We start from the raw sequence: 14,902 nt of genomic DNA, 5'->3' as shown, positions 1-14,902 counted from the left end.
TCCCTATCTATGGACTCTCGCTGCCGAGAGCCAGCGGCAGAACCACCTCGGCCTTCAAGCCGCCGAGGGTGGAGCGCTGGAGCAACAGCGCGCCGCGGTATTCCCGTGCGGTGTCCGAAACGATCGACAGGCCGAGGCCGCTTCCGGGCTTCTTCTCGTCCAGCCGCCGCCCGCGTTTGACCGCCTCCACCATCTCGGCCTCGGTCAGGCCCGGCCCGTCATCCTCGATCACCGTCCGGAAACGGCCGTCGCCGGCAGTCTCGGCCGAGACGCGGATCGTTCCCGTCGCCCATTTCGCCGCGTTCTCCAGAAGGTTGCCGACGATCTCCTCATAATCCTGGCGCTCGCCGGCGAAGATTGGCGCGCCGGCGAGATGCGGCCCGTCGAGATGAAGCTCCGGGTTCAGCTTCGCCATCACCCGCACCAGCCGCTCCAGCGCCGGCCGAACCGGCGAGCGGAACACCACGCCCTCGCTCTGCGCGGCGACCTGGGCCCGGTCGAGATGGTGCTGCACCTGCTGGCGCATGCGCTCGGTCTGTTCACCGACCAGCCGGCCCTTCTCGCCGCCGATCGCCGCCACCTCGTTGGTCAGCACCGCGATCGGCGTCTTCAGCGAATGCGCGAGGTTGCCGACCTGCGTGCGCGCGCGCTCGACGATGCGGCGGTTGTTGTCGATCAGCCCGTTCATCTCGAAGGCCAGCGAGCGCAGCTCGGCCGGGAACGGCCCTTGCAGCCGCTCCGCCCGCCCGGCCCGCACTTCGCCGAGCGCCCGCCGCACTTTCGCGAGCGGGCGCAGGCCGAACAGGATGGCGCCGCCATTGATCAGGATCGAGCCGAGCCCGAAGCCGCCGAGATAGAAGCCGAGCCGCCAGTCGAACTGCGCGATGTCGGCGTTGAGGAGGCTTGCATTGCCCATCACCCGGAAGCGGGCGATGTGGTTCTCCTGGTCGAGCACGATCTCCGTCTCGACCACCTTCAGCGTCTCGCCGTCGAGCCCCACCGCTTCGTAGTCGCGGCGATAGTAGAGGTCGAAGGGCTTTTCCTTGGGGTCGGGCGCGGCGATGTCGGCCGGCCCGATCGACACCGAGGCGAGCCGCCCCTTGGTGTTGGGGCTCGCCGGCAGCACCTCCCAGTACCAGCCCGACAGCGGCTGCGAATAGCGGAGGTCGCCAAGGTCGGGCGACCCCGCGAGCTGGCCCTCGGGGGTGACGGTAACGGCGTTGACGATGTTGTAGAGCTGCGCCGTCAAAAGTTCCTCGAAGCCGCGCGACGCCGTCTGGCTGTAGAGCGCCGAGATCAGCCCGCCGATCACGGTGAACGCGGCGATCGCCCAGAAACTGGAAAAGGCGATGACGCGGACGGTGAGCGAATCAAACGCCCGGAGCTTCATCCCGCATCCTGTAGCCGAGGCCGCGCACGGTCTCGATGAGGTCGATGCCGATCTTGCGGCGCAGGCGCCCGACGAAGACCTCGATCGTGTTGGAGTCGCGGTCGAAGTCCTGGTCGTAGAGGTGCTCGATCAGCTCGGTGCGCGAGACGATCTCGCCGTGATGGTGCATGAGATAGGCGAGCAGCCGGTACTCGTGCGAGGTGAGTTTGAGCGGCGTGCCGTCGACGGTCGCCTTCGAGGCTTTGGTGTCGAGCCGCAGCGGCCCGCAGTTGATCTCCGACGAGGCATGCCCGGCCGCCCGGCGGATCAGCGCCCTCAGCCGCGCCAGCACTTCCTCGATGTGGAAGGGTTTCGTCACGTAATCGTCGGCCCCGGCGTCGATGCCGGCGACTTTGTCGCTCCAGCGGTCGCGCGCGGTCAAGATCAGCACCGGCATTGTCCGCCCGTCACGGCGCCAGCGCTCGAGCACGCTGATCCCGTCCATCGACGGCAGGCCGACGTCGAGGATCACCGCGTCGTAAGGCTCGCTGTCGCCGAGGAAATGCCCCTCCTCGCCGTCGAAGGCGCGGTCGACGACATAGCCTGCGCCGATCAGCGCCTCGTGCAGCTGTCGGTTGAGGTTGGGATCGTCCTCGACGATGAGAATGCGCATGGGTATCCGTTCAGTCTCGTCCGCGACGCCCGTCCGCGGAAACGCTCCGGCGTTCCCGTTTCCGGCGAGCGCGCGCTATTGCGGAAGGGTGATCGTCTGCTTGCGCGGTCGGCCCCCGTCGGAGCCGGGCACCAGCACCGTCACCACGCACACCGTCCGGCCGTTCTGCTGCCGGCTCGACACCGACAGCACCTGCCCCCCGCTGTCCGCCGCCGCCTGCGCCGCCGCCCCCGAGCAATCCGCCGCCGCCATCAGCACCGGGGCATCGACCGCGCCCGCCGCGCTGCCGCTCGGTCCTTCCCCGACAGGGGCGGAAAAGCCGGTTGGTGCGACCGTCCCGCCGGAGACGCTCGCCAGCGCAGGCCCGCAACTCCACAGCGCCGCCAGAAGGCTGGCGACAGGCAGGATACGGGAGCAAGGGCGAAAGATCATGTCAGGTCCGCAGTAAGAGCCTCGCAACACTATCGTACCCGCACTGAATGTCGAATGAACAGCGAGCCAATACGCCTCGAATGATATCGCCTCTGACGCGCACCTCTCACCCAAGTGCGAGACCGCATTTATGCCGCCGGAACGGCGACATCCCCCTTGAGAGGCCGGACAAGGCAGGATCTTCCAGCACCGCCGTGACCGTCCACAAACGGAATGAAGAGGCGCGGCCAACCTTTCGCGCCCCTCCTCCGACCTCAGCGGATCGTCTTCACCGCGTCCAGCCGGCCGAGGATCGCCACGACAGCGCCGACCGCGGCCGCCGCATTGGCGAGGCCGAGCGCCAGCGCGTCGCTGGTGGCGGCGTCGATGTCGATGCCGGCAATGCCCGCCAGCGCCGCACCGAGGGCGACAAGGCCACCCCAGATGGTCCTCGACTGGTACCAGTGCTTTTCGTCCGTCATTGCTCGTCCTTCCCTGTTGATGATGGCGTAGATCTCCGGCGCGGGCCTGCGGCGCCGAGAAAGCCTTGCCCGCGAGCACCGGCGCCGTGCCGTGTCAGGACGAGCGCACCACCGCCGCGTGCCGGGCCGTGCCGGCCCCGAAGGTCAGCGACAGCTGCGCCACCGCCAGGTCGAGCGCCGCCGGCGCCGTGCCGAAGGCGGCGACCTGCTCGGCAAGGCTGACCGTCGCCGCCGGCCCCGCCATCTCCAGCGTCAGCCGCGTCCCCGCGGCGTCGACGAGGTCGACCCGGTAGCGCTCGATCTCCTCGCCGAGCGGCACGTCGAGCCCGTCCCAACCGTCGCCGCCAAGCCGCGTGCGCCGGATCCAGCCGAGCGCCAGCGCGCCATTTTCGAGGAAGCGCCCGGACAGATGCACCGGCGACAGCGGCCGCACCGCGCGCAGGCCAAGCGTGACGGTCCGAACGAGCACCGCGGGGTCGTCGAGCGGCCGGCTGGCCGGCGACAGGCGCCACTCCAGCGTCCGCCCGATCTCGTCCGCCCGCAGTCCCGGCGACACTGGCCCCCCGTCGAGCAGCACGAAGGCGGCGCCGGACGCGGCGCCCGCGGTCATCGCATCCTCGGTCCCGCCTTGCGCCCGCAACAGGCCCGTCAGGCGAAAGCGCATCGGCGCCACCTCCTCGGCGGCCTCGAACTGCAACACCTCCCATTCGCCATTGGCGCACAGCACCGCCGACAGATTGCCACCGGACAGCAGCGCATCCCGGCCGATCGAGGCGAGCGCGCCGCGCGAGAGATCGACGGTGAGGCTGTTCGCCGCGTCGATCCGCCCCTCCGGCCCCGGCAGCAGCGCGGCCGTCAGCGTGCCGAGCGTCGCGGCGGCACTGATCACCAGCCGCCGGGTGAAACCGCCGCCCGCCGCCGCCTCGACCACCACTGGCAGGAACGGCGCAGCGAAGACCGCAAGGCGCGGCGCTGCTTCCGGCAGGCTGTCCGTCCCCATCGGCAAATCGAGGAAATGCGCCAGCGGCCGCGACGCCGTCGTCGGCCCCGTCGGCACCGGCACCGGCAGCGCAGCCCCCGTCCGCTCGGACGCCCGTTCCCCGGCCTCCGGCAGCCGCCGCGCCTCGACGCGCCGCGTCGCGCCGCTCTCGATCCGCGTGACCAGCCAGCGCCCCGGCACGTCCGCCAGCCGCAGCACGTCGCCAGCCTCGGCAGCGATCTCGGCCGGCGACAGCGAAAACCGCGCCGTCTCCCGCGACCCCGCGAGATCCGAGAGGAGATCGGCCGCGAAGCGCCGCGCCTGGCTCTCCTCCAGCGTCACCGGCAGCTCGATCGCCTCCTGCCGCGGGCTGTCCGCCAGCGCCAGCAGCGCCTCGGCCGCCGCCGGCTGGTAGCTGCGGCCGGGATCGGAAAAGCCGACCACCACCTCGTCCGGAATCTCGCTCGCCTCGCGGCGGCGGAACTCGGTCAGCGGCCCGTCCTCCTCCTCGGCATAGACTGAGATCTCCCGCCCTGCCGGCAGGTTGGCGAGCGAGCGGAACACCAGCCTTGTGCCGTCGGCATGGCAGACGACGCCGGTCAGCCGTAGCAGGTCCTCCAGCTGCGCCCGCGCCGTGCCGGGGCCGCCGACGACATAGCCGCCGACCAGCGCGTCGACGCCGGCGACGTCGACATCGGTGAAGCCGTGGTCGGCAAGCAGCCGCCGGATCAGCTCGCCGACCGGCGCCGCGCCGAGCCGGCCGTTCAGCCAATGGCCGAGCCGCCAGTTGTCGCCGTCGCGCCAGACATCGGTGCGGCCGGGAAACGCCGGATAGGGCCGCGCATCCCAGGTCCAGAGATGGATCGCCGAGGGCTCCACCATGCGCCCGCCATAGACCGGCGATAGCGGGTTGGCGGCCCCGTCGAAGCCCGGCACGGCCGGGTCCCACCAGCTGAGATGCGCGTCGAGGAACCGGCGCTGGATCAGATCGTCCCGCGCCCCCGTCGAGAAATAGGGGATGAAGCTCTCCGAGGATTTCGGGTCGACGAAGACGTTCGGCTGGTTCGCCCCCTTGTCGACCGCGGGACAGCCGAGCTCGGTCAGCCAGATCGGCTTCGAGCAGGGCACCCAGGCGGTCTGTCCGCCCACCTCCACCCCGCCGCGCCGCTCGACATGCGGCTCCGCCCACCAGCTCGCTATGTCCTTGGCGCGGTAGACCCAGGGCTTGCTTGCGGCCCCATCGGTGATCGCTGTGCGGGTCCGCGCCGCCCGGTCGGCGTCGCTGCGATAATACCAGTCGGCATGCTCTCCGCCGGCGATCCCCCGCCGCAGCGCATCGAGGTCATAGGCCGAGCCCGCGCCGTCCGGGCCGCCCCCGCCGGCATCCTCGGCCCGCCAGTCGGCGAGCGGCAGATAGTTGTCGATGCCGACGAAGGCGATCGCCGGATGTGCCCAGAGCGGGTCGAGATTGTAGAAGACGTCGCCCGAGCCGTCCGCCGGCTGGTAGCCGAAATACTCGCTCCAGTCGGCGGCATAGCCGAGCTTTGCTTGCGGCAGCACCGTCTTCACGTCGGCGGCGAGCGCCATCAGCGCGGCGACGAAGGGAAAGCCCCCGGCGCCATCGCGCACCCGCGTCAGCCCGCGCATTTCCGACCCGATAACGAAAGCGTCGACGCCGCCGGCGAGCTTGGCGAGGAACGCCTGGTGCAGCACCATGCGCCGGTACGACCATTCCGCCGGCCCGCTATAGGAGACCCGCCCGCCGGCAAGGCTGAAATGCGCCGGCAGCGCGGTGCCAACGAAGCCGGCGATGTCGGCGGCCGCCGCGGCGCTTCCGTCCACTGAGCCCGGCCGCCCGACCGCGACGTCGAGGCTGATCCGCCCGCGCCAGGGATAGTCCGCTTGGCGCAAGGCCCCATAGGGGTCCGGCAGCCCGTTGCCGGCCGGCACGTCCATCAGCAGGAACGGGTAATAGGTCACCGCCAGCCCGCGCGCGGTAAGCGCCCTTATCGCGTCGACGACGCCGGCATCGTTCGGCGTCCCGCCATAGGCCGGCCCGCCGCCGCTCCAGCTGACCAGCGGCGCTTCGGCGCGCCCGACGCCGTTCACCTGCCACGCCCGCGTCTCGTCGCGCTGCGCCACCTCGACCGCCGGCCGGATCCGGCAGTGCCCGGCGCGCAGGTCGTCGCCGAACCAGGTCACCGCCAGCGCCACGCGCCGAAGGTTCGGGCAGAGCCCCTCGAGATCGTCGAGCGCCGCCTCGAGATCCGTCGCGGCGGTTGTCGCATGCCGGTTCAGCACCACGTCCTCACCGCCGCGCACGGTTTCGCGCACCGGCGCCGGGTCCAGCCCGTGCTCGGTCGCGCCGGGGATCAGCGTCACCGCGCGCACCCGCTCCTCCAGCGTGCCGACCGGCCGGATCACCTCGCAGGCGATCTGCGGCAGGCGGTTGCCGAAAGGCTCCAGCGCCAGCCGCTCGAACACGGCATAGGCCAGGCCCCGATAGGCCGGCGCGTTGCCCATGCCTTGCTTCGCCTCGATCAGCGGGTCGGGCATCTGGTCCTCGCCGCCGCGGTAGACCCGCAGCGTCACGCCGGTGAGGTCGAGTTCCTCGCCGTCCGCCCAGACCCGCCTGATGCCGGCGATCGGCCCCTCGCAGAGCCCGACCGCGAAGTTGCCGGCATAGCTGTAGGTCGTCGTCTCGCTGGTCTGACCGCCGCCCTTGCCGCCTTGCCGCTCGGTCTGACTGGTCTCCTCGAAGCGCGTCGCCCAGATCACCTGGCCGGCGATCCGCGCCGTGCCGTAGAGCCGCGCGACGCCCGCCCCCTCGTCGGCTTCCATGATGCGGCTGGCGCCGAGCCTTGCGCCTTCGCTCCGCCGCGTCGTGCCGAACAGCGCGCTGTCGAGCGCATAGCCGCCGAGCCCGCCGACCGCCCGACCGAGAACCGCGCCGAAAGGCCCGCCGATCAGCCCGCCGACGGCGCCGCCCACAGCCTGCAGAAGGATCGTCGCCATGGCCTACTCCGGAAATCTGAAAGCGGCCGCGATCTTGCGGACCCAGGCCGACGGCATCGGCGATGACAGGACGGCCGAGCCTTCGTAGGCGTGGATGAGGCGCATGCCCCCGCCGGGCGGTCCCTCTCTGCCATCCCCGGCATCGCCGATGTCGAGGACGCCGCAATGCTTGGCCGTCATCCCGGTCCGCCAGCGGAACAGCACGACATCCCCCGGCAGCGCGTTGCCGACCGCGATCGGCCGCAGGTGCCGCCCTGCCGCCTCGATCAGCGGCTCGCCGACCGATCGCTCGGCCCAATCGGGCGTATAGGGGCCGGGATCCTCCGGCTCTTCCCCGTAGAGCTCGCGCCAGATTCCCCTGATCAGGCCGAGACAGTCGCAGCCGATGCCCTTTCGGCTACCCTGATGCCGATAGGGCGTCCCGATGAACCCCCCGCCGCCAGCACCCGCTCCCGCCCCGCCGCGCCGTCCTGGCTTCCGCTGCCCCGCACCGCAGCAGCGGTTTCCGGCAAAGCACCATCCGCCTCCCCGCCGCTCATGGCACCACCGGTCCGCCATCGTGCCGGCCGTCCGAGCGGGCATAGTTCATCGCCGCGTCATTGCCCGGCAGATGCGGAAAACCGCGAAAGTTCAGCCCATTGCCGAAGCGCGCCTTGCAGGTGGCGAAACTCTTGTCGCAGCCGGCAAACAGCCGCAGCGGATCGCCGGCGACGATGCCCGCCGACGTCCCGCCAACCAGCGACAGCCGCACCCTCAAGTCCAGCCCCCGCTGCGCCGCCGAGACCTCCGCCTTCAGCCCCGCTGCCGCCCCGCCGAGCCAGAGGAGATGCCCTTGCCCGAAGCGCTCGAGATCGCCGTCGATGCCGGGCACGATCAGCGCCCCGCCGGACAGGGCGGAGAGCACCGTGTCGACGGACCGGCCCGCGGCGGCGAGGTCGACCCGGCAGCGCGCATCGCCCAGCACCGCGTCGCAGCGGCGCCGGTAGAGCCGGCCGCGCTGACGGTCGAGCCGGCTGGCGATGCCGCGCAGCTCGGCGGTGAAAGCCTGACCGCCGCGCTTCACCTCGCCCAGCATCCCCGCATCGATCCGCAGCCTTTGCGCCGGCGCCTGCCAGTTGACGAGGAACACCTCGATCCCCGCCCCGTCATAGCGCCCATCCAGAATGTCGGCCTCGTGGATCGCCAGCGAGGACAGCGCCCCTTCCACCTCCTGCGTCCCCGCCGACAGCCCGAGCGCGGTCTCCGCCTCGCTCGCCGTTAGCCCGGTGGCCGCCTGAAAATCCGTGCCGTCGAAGCGGATCGTCTCGTCATGGTCGGTGAAGCCGAGCACCACCCCGTCCGTCCGGGTCAGCCGCCAGCACTGCGCCGTGGTCGTCGCTTGTCCCGTCAGATGCGCCTTCAGCGCCTCGGATACGTCTCTCATGGCCGGATCTCCACCAGGGGAATCGCCGGGATCTCGCCGGCCTCGAAAGCGGCAAGGTTCACCACCAGCTGGTCGAGGTCGAAGCGCACCGGCACGTCGAAGGTGAACCCCGCCGTCACCGCGCCCCCCGCCGCCGGCGCCGTCGCCAGCTGGACGATCCCGGTCGCGGCATCGACCGTGAAACCCGCCGTCACCGCCCCGTTCACCGCGACGACGACGCTCTCCGCCACCGGCTTCTCGATCGGCCGGACATAGGCGTCGCCTCCCGTGCCGTAGCGCTTGCAGAGCGCGAAGCTGCGCACCGTCCCGTTGCCCGTCCCGATCGCCTGGTCGAAGGCCGTCGGCGCGTGGCCGTAGGCGGCGGACCCATGGTCCAGCGGATCGCGGAACCGGAAGCCGACGAGCTTGCCCCGCCGCGCCTCGAAGAAGCCGAGCACGGCCGAAAGGTCGGCAAGGCTCCTGACGCCCGATCCCGCATCGTAGCGGCGAAAGGCGTGCCGGTGCCGTTGGTTGCGCGTCTCGAAGCCCGTCGACAGCCGGACGACGTCGGTCCGCCGCTCCGGCCCGCCCGACGTGCCGAAGGCGATGCGCAGGGGAAAGCGTTCTTCGCTGAAGGATTCCATCTCAAAGCCCCCGCCGTCCGCGCTGCGTCGCCCGTGCGAGCATCGCCTGGATCTGCGCCTCGGAGCGGCGGAAGCTCGCCGCATCGCTCGCCGTCACGTTGAAGACGATCGTCGGCGCCGCCTTCGCGCCTCCCCCGCCCGCGGCGACGCCGAGCGAGCCGTCGGCACCGCGCTTCAGCGGCAGGATCGCCTCGGCCCCCGCCTCGCCCATCAACCCGATCTGCCCGCCGCTCGGAAAATAGCTCGGCGAAGCCACGACGCCCCCCTTGGCGAACGGCGTCACCGTGGCACCCGCCCCGCCCCCGCCGCCGAACAGGCTGCCGAGCCCGCCGAAGAACTGCCCGGCGACGCCACCGAGCGCGTTCTCCAGCGGCTTCAGGGCCGCCCCGAGCGCGATCGAGGAGAGCCGCGTCGCCAGCTGCTGCAGCACCCCGTCCAGCGACTTGCCGCCGGTCGTCGCCCCGCGCAGCGCCGAGGTCAGCGCCGCCCCGAAGGCGTTCGCCTTGCCCGACAGGTCCCCCAGCGCCTTATCGAATGCGGCGGTGTCCGCCTCGACCGCCACCGTCAGCGTCTCGTCGGCCATGGCTCACCTCGCCTCATCGGGAAATTGTTGCATCAGCGCCGCCAGCCCGGCGCGCCCGATCGGCACGGGCCGCGCCGGCAGGAGGGGCGCGATCGCTGAGGCGAACTCGCGCGGCGTCATCCGCCAGAACTCCGAGGGCGCCAGCTGCAGCACCCCGAGCCCAACCGCCATCACCGCGTCCCAGGGAAACGCCGTGCCGCCCTCGTCCGGCGCCGCGCTCACGGGCGAAGGGGCGCAGCGTTGTCGCCCTCGCCGAAAGCCGCACCGAGGAGATCGGCCACCACCCGCGCCGCGCCCGCCACGCCGCCCTCGATCCGCATCGCCGCCACCTCCGCCGCGCTCGCGCTCTCGCCGCCGCCGCGAAGACCCGCCGCAATGATCAGGATCAGGTCGCGAGCCGCGAGCCGGCCCGAGCCGAAGCGCTGCACCAGCGCCGCGACGTCCTCCACCGCGAACGCATCCTCGAGTTCGGCCAGCGCCCCGAGCGTCAGGCAGAGCACCCGCTCGCGCCCGTCGATCAGCACGCCCACCTCGCCGCGCCGCCGGTTCGCCATCACAGCGCCACGAAGGCGAGCGCGCCCGCCGATTCCAGCGTCAGCTCGAAGCTGACCTCGCCATTGTGCTCGCCGGCATATTCGAGCGCGGTCAGCTGGAACGGCCCGGTGATCCGGCCGAAATCTGGGATCACCGCCTGGAAGGCCGCAATCCGCGCCTCGAAGAAGATCTGCCGCACCGCCGCGTCGGACGCCAAATCCTTGAACACCCCGGCGCCCGACAGCGCCGCGCGCTGCACGCCGGCGCCGCCGAGGAGTTCGCGCCACCGCCCGGCGCTCTCGGCATCGGTCACATCCACCGTCTCGGCGTTGAAGGCGATCCGCCGCGTCCGCAGCCCCGCCACCGTCTCGAACGTGCCGCCGCCCGCCGCGTCGAGCCTCAGCAAAAGATCCTTGCCCCTCTGCGCCGCCATCTCAGCTTCTCCCAAAGAAAAAGGCGGCCCCGGGGGGACCGCCTGTTGTCAGTGCTCTCGTCTGTCGTCTGTGCCGGATAGCCGTCCGCTGCCGGTCCGGCCTCGCCGGCGTCGGCTTACGCCACCGGCTCGGTCACCGCCCGGAACCTCAGGATCCCGTGATAGGTCGTCGACTCCGGCTCTTGCCGCGCCTCGGCGAACTGCAGCTGCAGATTCACCAGCGTGTGGCCGGAAACCGGCAGGTGCGCGTCGTGCAGCTTGTTGGTGACCTGGTTCATGATCTCGTAGGTCTCGGCCTTGCCGCCGCCCTTGCCCCAGACGTGGAGCGTCAGGAGGTGCTCGGCGCCATCCTCCGTTCCCGTCGACCAGTCGACCACGGTCGTGCGGCCGAAGGTCAGGTACGGAAACCGCGCCTTTTCCGGAATATGATCGAAGACTTTCGGCCCACCGAGGAGCGCGGTCAGCGCCGGATCACCGGTCAGGGTCTGGAAAATGGTCGTCTGCAACTCGGCGCTCGCCTGCATCATGGTCAGAAACCTCCGGCATCACCCATCGTGTTGCATCAAAATATGCTGTGAGGCCTGTCGAAAGTCGATGCGCCCAACCGTTAATTTTCGTCAATCTTTCCGGATGCAGTCTCTGCCGCCGTTTTAGCCCGTCCGCTGGCGACAGGGCGCAGCAGCGCTGACAGCATCGACGTTCCCGGCAACCGGCCTCCCCAGCCCTCGCCGCCCACGCCCCCGCCGTCCATGCCAGCACCGGCGGATGCCCGCGCCGCGTCCCGCCGCATCGCCGCCCGCAACTGCCGCTCGGGCAGGCGCACCCGCACGACGATCCTCACGTCTCTTCCCGGCAGCGGCAGACGAGATAGCGCCCGCTCTCGTCGGGATCGCGGACGTCCTCGACCACCAGCTGCCGCGGCCCGATCGCGAACGCCATCCCGCGCTCCACGTCGCCCCGCGCCCGGCAAGTGACCCGGTGCGTCACCGCCACCTCGTTCTGCCCGAAGCGTTGCTGGCGCTCGGCCGAGATCGGCTCGACATGCACCGAGACCTCCGCCACCTCGTGCCAGGCGGCCACCGCGCCGCCGCTGTCATCCGGCACGAGCTCGGCCGCCTGCAGCACCGCGCGCCGGCGCAGGAGGCCGGGATCGATGAAGCTCAGCGCCATCAGAGCCGCACCCGCCGGAACGGCTGCAGCAGCGCCCGTGCCGAAGGCGGCACCAGCCCCGGCTGCATCGCCACCGGCACCGCCGCCCGCAGCTCGTAGGAAACCGCGACGATCCGCCGGATCGCCAGAAGCAGGTTCTCCGGCACCTCGCCCGCACCGAAGCCGGCCTCGACCTCGATCTCCACCCCGTTCACGGCGGCCGCCACGACGCGGCGCGACACCCGCACCGCCTCGATGCCCAGCGCCCGCTCGATCACCGCCTCCTCCGGTCCGAAGACCGTCGGCACCCCGGCCGCGTCGAAAGCGGTGATCCCGCTCACCCCGTGCAGCGGGTGCCGCTCCACCTCGATCCAGCCGTCGCGCGGCACGGGATCGACGGCAAGCCGGAACGACCGCCGCACCAGCACCAGCCGCGTCTCCGCCTCGATCGTCTCGCGCGCGGCCTTCGCCAGAGCGGCGATCAGCCCGTCCTCGTCGTCCCGCTCGATGCGGCAGAAGGTCTTGAGATCGGCGACCGTCACCGGCTCCGCCAGCACGCCCCCGAGGTCGATCAACGTCATCACCTGCATCCTTCCAAAATTCTGACGGCCCCACATGCGAAAGGCCGGACGTTGCCGCCCGGCCTTTCCTCTCGTCTGTTCCCGGAGCCCGGCGCGCCGGCACCTTCCGCCGGCGCCGCGTCCGGCTATGCCGCGAAGGCCAAAAGCTTCACCGCGTCAAAATCCTGCACCCCGCCGCCGACCCGCTTGGTGGTGTAGAAGAGGACGTAGGGCTTGGCCGAATAGGGGTCGCGCAGCACCCGCACGCCCTGCCGGTCGACGATCAGGTAGAAGCGCTGGAAGTCGCCGAAGGCGATGGCCTTGGAGCCGGCCGCGATGTCCGGCATGTCCTCGGCCTCGACCATCGGAAAGCCCATCAGCGTCGCCTTCGCGCCGATGCCGGCCGGTGGCAGCCAGAGATAGTTGCCGTCGGCGTCCTTCAGCTTGCGCACCGCGCTCTGCGTGCGCCGGTTCATCACGAAGTTGCCGTTCTGCCGGTAGCCGGCCTTCACGGCGTAGACGAGGTCGATCAACGCGTCGGCGCCGAGCCCCGGCAGGAAGCCGCCGGCCTGGCCGGTCGAGACGGTGCCGACCTTGCCCCAGGTCCAGGCGTTCTCCGCCACGGTGTCGTAGGTCATGAAGCCTTTCGGCTTGGCGACCCCGTTGCCACTGACGAAGGCCAAGGATTCCTGCGCGGCGAAGGCCTGCTCCACCTCCTCGCCGATCCAGCGGTCGATATCGACGGCGCTGTCGTCGAGCAGCGCATTGGTCGCCGCCGGCATGGCGTAGAGCTCCATCGTCGGAAAGCTGAGCTCCGCCAGCGTCGGCGCCGCGGTGCCGGGGCGGATGTCGGTCTCGGCCACCCAGCCGGTCTGCGCGCCAGACACCGCGAACGGCTTCTTCAGCACCGAGGAAGACACGGTGCGCACGCTCGCAATGGCACGGATCGGCGAGATCGCCGCCAGCCGCCGGCCGATCTCGGTCTCCGTCTCCGCCGGCACCAGGAAGCCGCCATCGGCGCCGGTGACGCCCGACATCGCCTTCTCCTCGAGGCGCCGCACATGCCGCTCGTCGCCGCCGCGGATATAGGCCTCGAACGCCGTCTTGTGCTGGCTCGGCCGCGCCTCGTGCCCTTCGCCGCCCGCGCCGCCGAGCGCCGGCCGCATCTGCTTCAGCACCAGCCGCTCCAGCCGCCGCTCCTGCTCGTCGAGCGCCCGGCCGATGCGGTCGACCTTCTCCTCGCTGACGACGTCCGCCGTCATCCGCCGCTCGATCTCCGACAGGCGCCCGTCGTTCGCCTCGCGAAATCCCTCGAAGGCCTGCATGAACTGGTCGAAGGCCTGGCCGACCTCGCCTGTCGCGGGCCCCATCTCCGTCAGGGCCTTGATCTCCGGTGCGCTCATGGTCTGCAGCATGTCGTCTCCTCCTTCGGTTGAAACTGTCCTGAAGCCGCCCGGCCGCCGGCGAAGCGCCGGCACCGTCAAGCGGCTCTTCCGCCCAGCGCCGCTAGGCGCCCGCGATCTCCTGCGCGCCCGCACGCAGCCGCAGCGCCAAGGGCGCGGCCTCGTTGCCGACCGCCCGCACCCGGGCGCCTTGCTGCATCGGAAAGGTGACGACCGAGATCTCCCAGAGGTCGATCTCCACCAGCCGCCGCCTGGCGCCGCCCGGCGCCGTCTCGCGCGCCGCCCGCGTCGTCCGGAAACCGATCGACAGCCCGTCGACCGCCCCGGCCGCGATCAGCTGGAAAGCCTCGCGCCCGCCGCGCGTCTCCATCGCCAGCCGGCCCTCGACGAAGAGCCCCCGCCCATCCTCGGCAACGCGGGTCCAGACCCCGATCGGCCGCCCCGGCTCATGCTGCCAGAGCATCCGGATGCCGCCCGCGCCCCGCCGCGCCAGCGAGGCGGCGAAGGCGCCCGGCAGGATGCGGTCGCCGGCGAGATCCACCTGGTGGAACAGCGCGGCATAGCCCTGCACGGTCCCGGCCGCCGCCGCGGCGGCACTGTCGTCCCGCGCCGCCGCAGGGACCGACGCCATCCCGCCGCCCCGTGCCCCTCCGAGGGCTCGGCCCATCCCGGCATTTCCGCGAAGACCCACGCCCAGCGCACCAGCCGCCTTACTTTGGAGCGGCACCGGCACGCCGCTGGCCGCCTTCGTCTGCAGCGGCGCCGGCCGTCCCGCGATCATGCCGGCTGCCGCCGTGCCGGGCCGTGCCGCCGCCGTCTCTGGCGGCCGGGCGGCATGCGTCTCGCGTTCGCCCTGTCGCGGTCCCGCGGGGCTCGCCATGCTCAGCCCTCCCCGCCGGCGGCGGTTCCGCCTTTGCCGGGCACCAGCTGCGCCGCGAGGCGCGCGAGGATGCCGAGCGCCCACCAGGCGCAGAGGCTCGCCGCCGCCGAGCCCATCATGATCCGCTCGCCGGCCGACAGCGCCTCGTCGAGGCCGAGCCAGGCGGCGAGCGCGAGGCCCGCCGGCGCGCCGAAGACGAGACCGGTGACGACGCCGATCATGAAGCGCGCCCCCGCCTCGCGCCGCCCGTGCGGCAGGAGATAGGCGACCGAGATCGCCGACCCCGCCGCCGCCCCCGCAAGCTTTGCCACCCACACCGCCGCCGCGGTGATCGGTTCTGCCGTCATGGCCGCTCTCCCCCTTGCTCTTCTGCCCAATGCCGCCC

At 71.6% G+C, this 14,902-nt stretch carries 19 protein-coding genes; all 19 read right to left on the bottom strand.

The window, feature by feature from the left end; all coding sequences use genetic code 11:
- Positions 1-7 precede the first annotated feature (7 nt).
- The 19 genes from ACZLZQ_RS07890 to ACZLZQ_RS07800 all read right to left on the bottom strand — a co-directional run bounded on the left by ACZLZQ_RS07890 (position 8) and on the right by ACZLZQ_RS07800 (position 14,864).
- Positions 8-1,390: an ATP-binding protein gene (locus ACZLZQ_RS07890; protein WP_472931437.1), complete on the bottom strand. Its 1,383-nt coding sequence runs from the start codon at positions 1,388-1,390 to the stop codon at positions 8-10.
- Positions 1,371-2,042, bottom strand: a complete 672-nt coding sequence (locus tag ACZLZQ_RS07885) for a response regulator transcription factor (protein ID WP_472938768.1) — start codon at positions 2,040-2,042, stop codon at positions 1,371-1,373. The genes ACZLZQ_RS07890 and ACZLZQ_RS07885 overlap by 20 nt, the downstream gene beginning before the upstream one ends.
- A 75-nt stretch (positions 2,043-2,117) precedes the next feature.
- Positions 2,118-2,474 (bottom strand): hypothetical protein, encoded by a 357-nt coding sequence (locus ACZLZQ_RS07880; protein ID WP_472948879.1) that lies wholly within the window; start codon positions 2,472-2,474, stop codon positions 2,118-2,120.
- A gap of 254 nt (positions 2,475-2,728) precedes the next feature.
- Positions 2,729-2,935 (bottom strand): hypothetical protein, encoded by a 207-nt coding sequence (locus ACZLZQ_RS07875; RefSeq protein ID WP_472931434.1) that lies wholly within the window; start codon positions 2,933-2,935, stop codon positions 2,729-2,731.
- Between the two features lie 94 nt (positions 2,936-3,029).
- Positions 3,030-6,929, bottom strand: coding sequence for a baseplate multidomain protein megatron (locus ACZLZQ_RS07870; RefSeq protein WP_472948878.1), 3,900 nt, complete (start codon positions 6,927-6,929; stop codon positions 3,030-3,032).
- A 3-nt stretch (positions 6,930-6,932) separates the two neighbouring features.
- Positions 6,933-7,487, bottom strand: coding sequence for an NlpC/P60 family protein (locus ACZLZQ_RS07865; RefSeq protein WP_472948877.1), 555 nt, complete (start codon positions 7,485-7,487; stop codon positions 6,933-6,935).
- Complete coding sequence (locus ACZLZQ_RS07860) at positions 7,465-8,352, bottom strand: phage/gene transfer agent baseplate hub protein (protein ID WP_472948876.1); 888 nt, start codon at positions 8,350-8,352, stop codon at positions 7,465-7,467. The genes ACZLZQ_RS07865 and ACZLZQ_RS07860 overlap by 23 nt, the downstream gene beginning before the upstream one ends.
- Positions 8,349-8,975: a phage distal tail protein, Rcc01695 family gene (locus tag ACZLZQ_RS07855; protein WP_472948875.1), complete on the bottom strand. Its 627-nt coding sequence runs from the start codon at positions 8,973-8,975 to the stop codon at positions 8,349-8,351. Before ACZLZQ_RS07855 ends, ACZLZQ_RS07860 begins: the two co-directional genes overlap by 4 nt.
- A gap of 1 nt (position 8,976) precedes the next feature.
- Positions 8,977-9,558 (bottom strand): phage tail tape measure protein, encoded by a 582-nt coding sequence (locus ACZLZQ_RS07850; RefSeq protein WP_472948874.1) that lies wholly within the window; start codon positions 9,556-9,558, stop codon positions 8,977-8,979.
- A gap of 3 nt (positions 9,559-9,561) precedes the next feature.
- Entirely contained in the window at positions 9,562-9,780 is a 219-nt protein-coding gene (locus tag ACZLZQ_RS07845; RefSeq protein WP_472948873.1) for a rcc01693 family protein, read from the bottom strand.
- The gene (locus tag ACZLZQ_RS07840) at positions 9,777-10,112 is read right to left on the bottom strand and encodes a gene transfer agent family protein (protein WP_472948872.1); all 336 of its coding nucleotides are present in this window, start codon (positions 10,110-10,112) and stop codon (positions 9,777-9,779) included. Before ACZLZQ_RS07840 ends, ACZLZQ_RS07845 begins: the two co-directional genes overlap by 4 nt.
- Complete coding sequence (locus ACZLZQ_RS07835; RefSeq protein ID WP_472948871.1) at positions 10,112-10,525, bottom strand: phage major tail protein, TP901-1 family; 414 nt, start codon at positions 10,523-10,525, stop codon at positions 10,112-10,114. The genes ACZLZQ_RS07840 and ACZLZQ_RS07835 overlap by 1 nt, the downstream gene beginning before the upstream one ends.
- Before the next feature lie 116 nt (positions 10,526-10,641).
- Positions 10,642-11,052, bottom strand: a complete 411-nt coding sequence (locus ACZLZQ_RS07830) for a DUF3168 domain-containing protein (protein WP_472931425.1) — start codon at positions 11,050-11,052, stop codon at positions 10,642-10,644.
- 80 nt (positions 11,053-11,132) lie between these two features.
- Entirely contained in the window at positions 11,133-11,366 is a 234-nt protein-coding gene (locus ACZLZQ_RS07825) for a hypothetical protein (RefSeq protein WP_472948870.1), read from the bottom strand.
- Positions 11,363-11,695, bottom strand: a complete 333-nt coding sequence (locus tag ACZLZQ_RS07820) for a phage head closure protein (RefSeq protein WP_472948869.1) — start codon at positions 11,693-11,695, stop codon at positions 11,363-11,365. Before ACZLZQ_RS07820 ends, ACZLZQ_RS07825 begins: the two co-directional genes overlap by 4 nt.
- A complete protein-coding gene (locus tag ACZLZQ_RS07815) occupies positions 11,695-12,255 on the bottom strand; it encodes a head-tail connector protein (RefSeq protein WP_472948868.1) in 561 nt (186 codons plus the stop codon). Before ACZLZQ_RS07815 ends, ACZLZQ_RS07820 begins: the two co-directional genes overlap by 1 nt.
- Before the next feature lie 125 nt (positions 12,256-12,380).
- Complete coding sequence (locus tag ACZLZQ_RS07810; RefSeq protein ID WP_472948867.1) at positions 12,381-13,649, bottom strand: phage major capsid protein; 1,269 nt, start codon at positions 13,647-13,649, stop codon at positions 12,381-12,383.
- Positions 13,650-13,740: 91 nt separating this feature from the next.
- Positions 13,741-14,517 carry an HK97 family phage prohead protease gene (locus tag ACZLZQ_RS07805; protein WP_472948866.1) on the bottom strand — a complete coding sequence of 259 codons (777 nt, stop codon included), beginning with the start codon at positions 14,515-14,517 and terminating at the stop codon, positions 13,741-13,743.
- 2 nt (positions 14,518-14,519) lie between these two features.
- A complete protein-coding gene (locus ACZLZQ_RS07800) occupies positions 14,520-14,864 on the bottom strand; it encodes a DUF6107 family protein (RefSeq protein WP_472931419.1) in 345 nt (114 codons plus the stop codon).
- Positions 14,865-14,902 lie beyond the last annotated feature (38 nt).

This window comes from Mesocryomonas lacus, from assembly GCF_055730105.2.
Note: the sequence above shows the minus strand (reverse complement) of the source record. Positions and strands in the feature narration are given on the sequence as shown.

What these genes read in the sequence shown, in the direction of transcription:
- ACZLZQ_RS07890 (WP_472931437.1), bottom strand. Translation starts at nt 1,390, where the DNA reads ATGAAGCTCCGGGCGTTTGATTCGCTCACCGTCCGCGTCATCGCCTTT.
- ACZLZQ_RS07885 (WP_472938768.1), bottom strand. Translation starts at nt 2,042, where the DNA reads ATGCGCATTCTCATCGTCGAGGACGATCCCAACCTCAACCGACAGCTG.
- ACZLZQ_RS07880 (WP_472948879.1), bottom strand. Translation starts at nt 2,474, where the DNA reads ATGATCTTTCGCCCTTGCTCCCGTATCCTGCCTGTCGCCAGCCTTCTG.
- ACZLZQ_RS07875 (WP_472931434.1), bottom strand. Translation starts at nt 2,935, where the DNA reads ATGACGGACGAAAAGCACTGGTACCAGTCGAGGACCATCTGGGGTGGC.
- ACZLZQ_RS07870 (WP_472948878.1), bottom strand. Translation starts at nt 6,929, where the DNA reads ATGGCGACGATCCTTCTGCAGGCTGTGGGCGGCGCCGTCGGCGGGCTG.
- ACZLZQ_RS07865 (WP_472948877.1), bottom strand. Translation starts at nt 7,487, where the DNA reads ATGGCGGACCGGTGGTGCCATGAGCGGCGGGGAGGCGGATGGTGCTTT.
- ACZLZQ_RS07860 (WP_472948876.1), bottom strand. Translation starts at nt 8,352, where the DNA reads ATGAGAGACGTATCCGAGGCGCTGAAGGCGCATCTGACGGGACAAGCG.
- ACZLZQ_RS07855 (WP_472948875.1), bottom strand. Translation starts at nt 8,975, where the DNA reads ATGGAATCCTTCAGCGAAGAACGCTTTCCCCTGCGCATCGCCTTCGGC.
- ACZLZQ_RS07850 (WP_472948874.1), bottom strand. Translation starts at nt 9,558, where the DNA reads ATGGCCGACGAGACGCTGACGGTGGCGGTCGAGGCGGACACCGCCGCA.
- ACZLZQ_RS07840 (WP_472948872.1), bottom strand. Translation starts at nt 10,112, where the DNA reads ATGGCGAACCGGCGGCGCGGCGAGGTGGGCGTGCTGATCGACGGGCGC.
- ACZLZQ_RS07835 (WP_472948871.1), bottom strand. Translation starts at nt 10,525, where the DNA reads ATGGCGGCGCAGAGGGGCAAGGATCTTTTGCTGAGGCTCGACGCGGCG.
- ACZLZQ_RS07830 (WP_472931425.1), bottom strand. Translation starts at nt 11,052, where the DNA reads ATGATGCAGGCGAGCGCCGAGTTGCAGACGACCATTTTCCAGACCCTG.
- ACZLZQ_RS07820 (WP_472948869.1), bottom strand. Translation starts at nt 11,695, where the DNA reads ATGGCGCTGAGCTTCATCGATCCCGGCCTCCTGCGCCGGCGCGCGGTG.
- ACZLZQ_RS07815 (WP_472948868.1), bottom strand. Translation starts at nt 12,255, where the DNA reads ATGACGTTGATCGACCTCGGGGGCGTGCTGGCGGAGCCGGTGACGGTC.
- ACZLZQ_RS07810 (WP_472948867.1), bottom strand. Translation starts at nt 13,649, where the DNA reads ATGCTGCAGACCATGAGCGCACCGGAGATCAAGGCCCTGACGGAGATG.
- ACZLZQ_RS07805 (WP_472948866.1), bottom strand. Translation starts at nt 14,517, where the DNA reads ATGGCGAGCCCCGCGGGACCGCGACAGGGCGAACGCGAGACGCATGCC.
- ACZLZQ_RS07800 (WP_472931419.1), bottom strand. Translation starts at nt 14,864, where the DNA reads ATGACGGCAGAACCGATCACCGCGGCGGCGGTGTGGGTGGCAAAGCTT.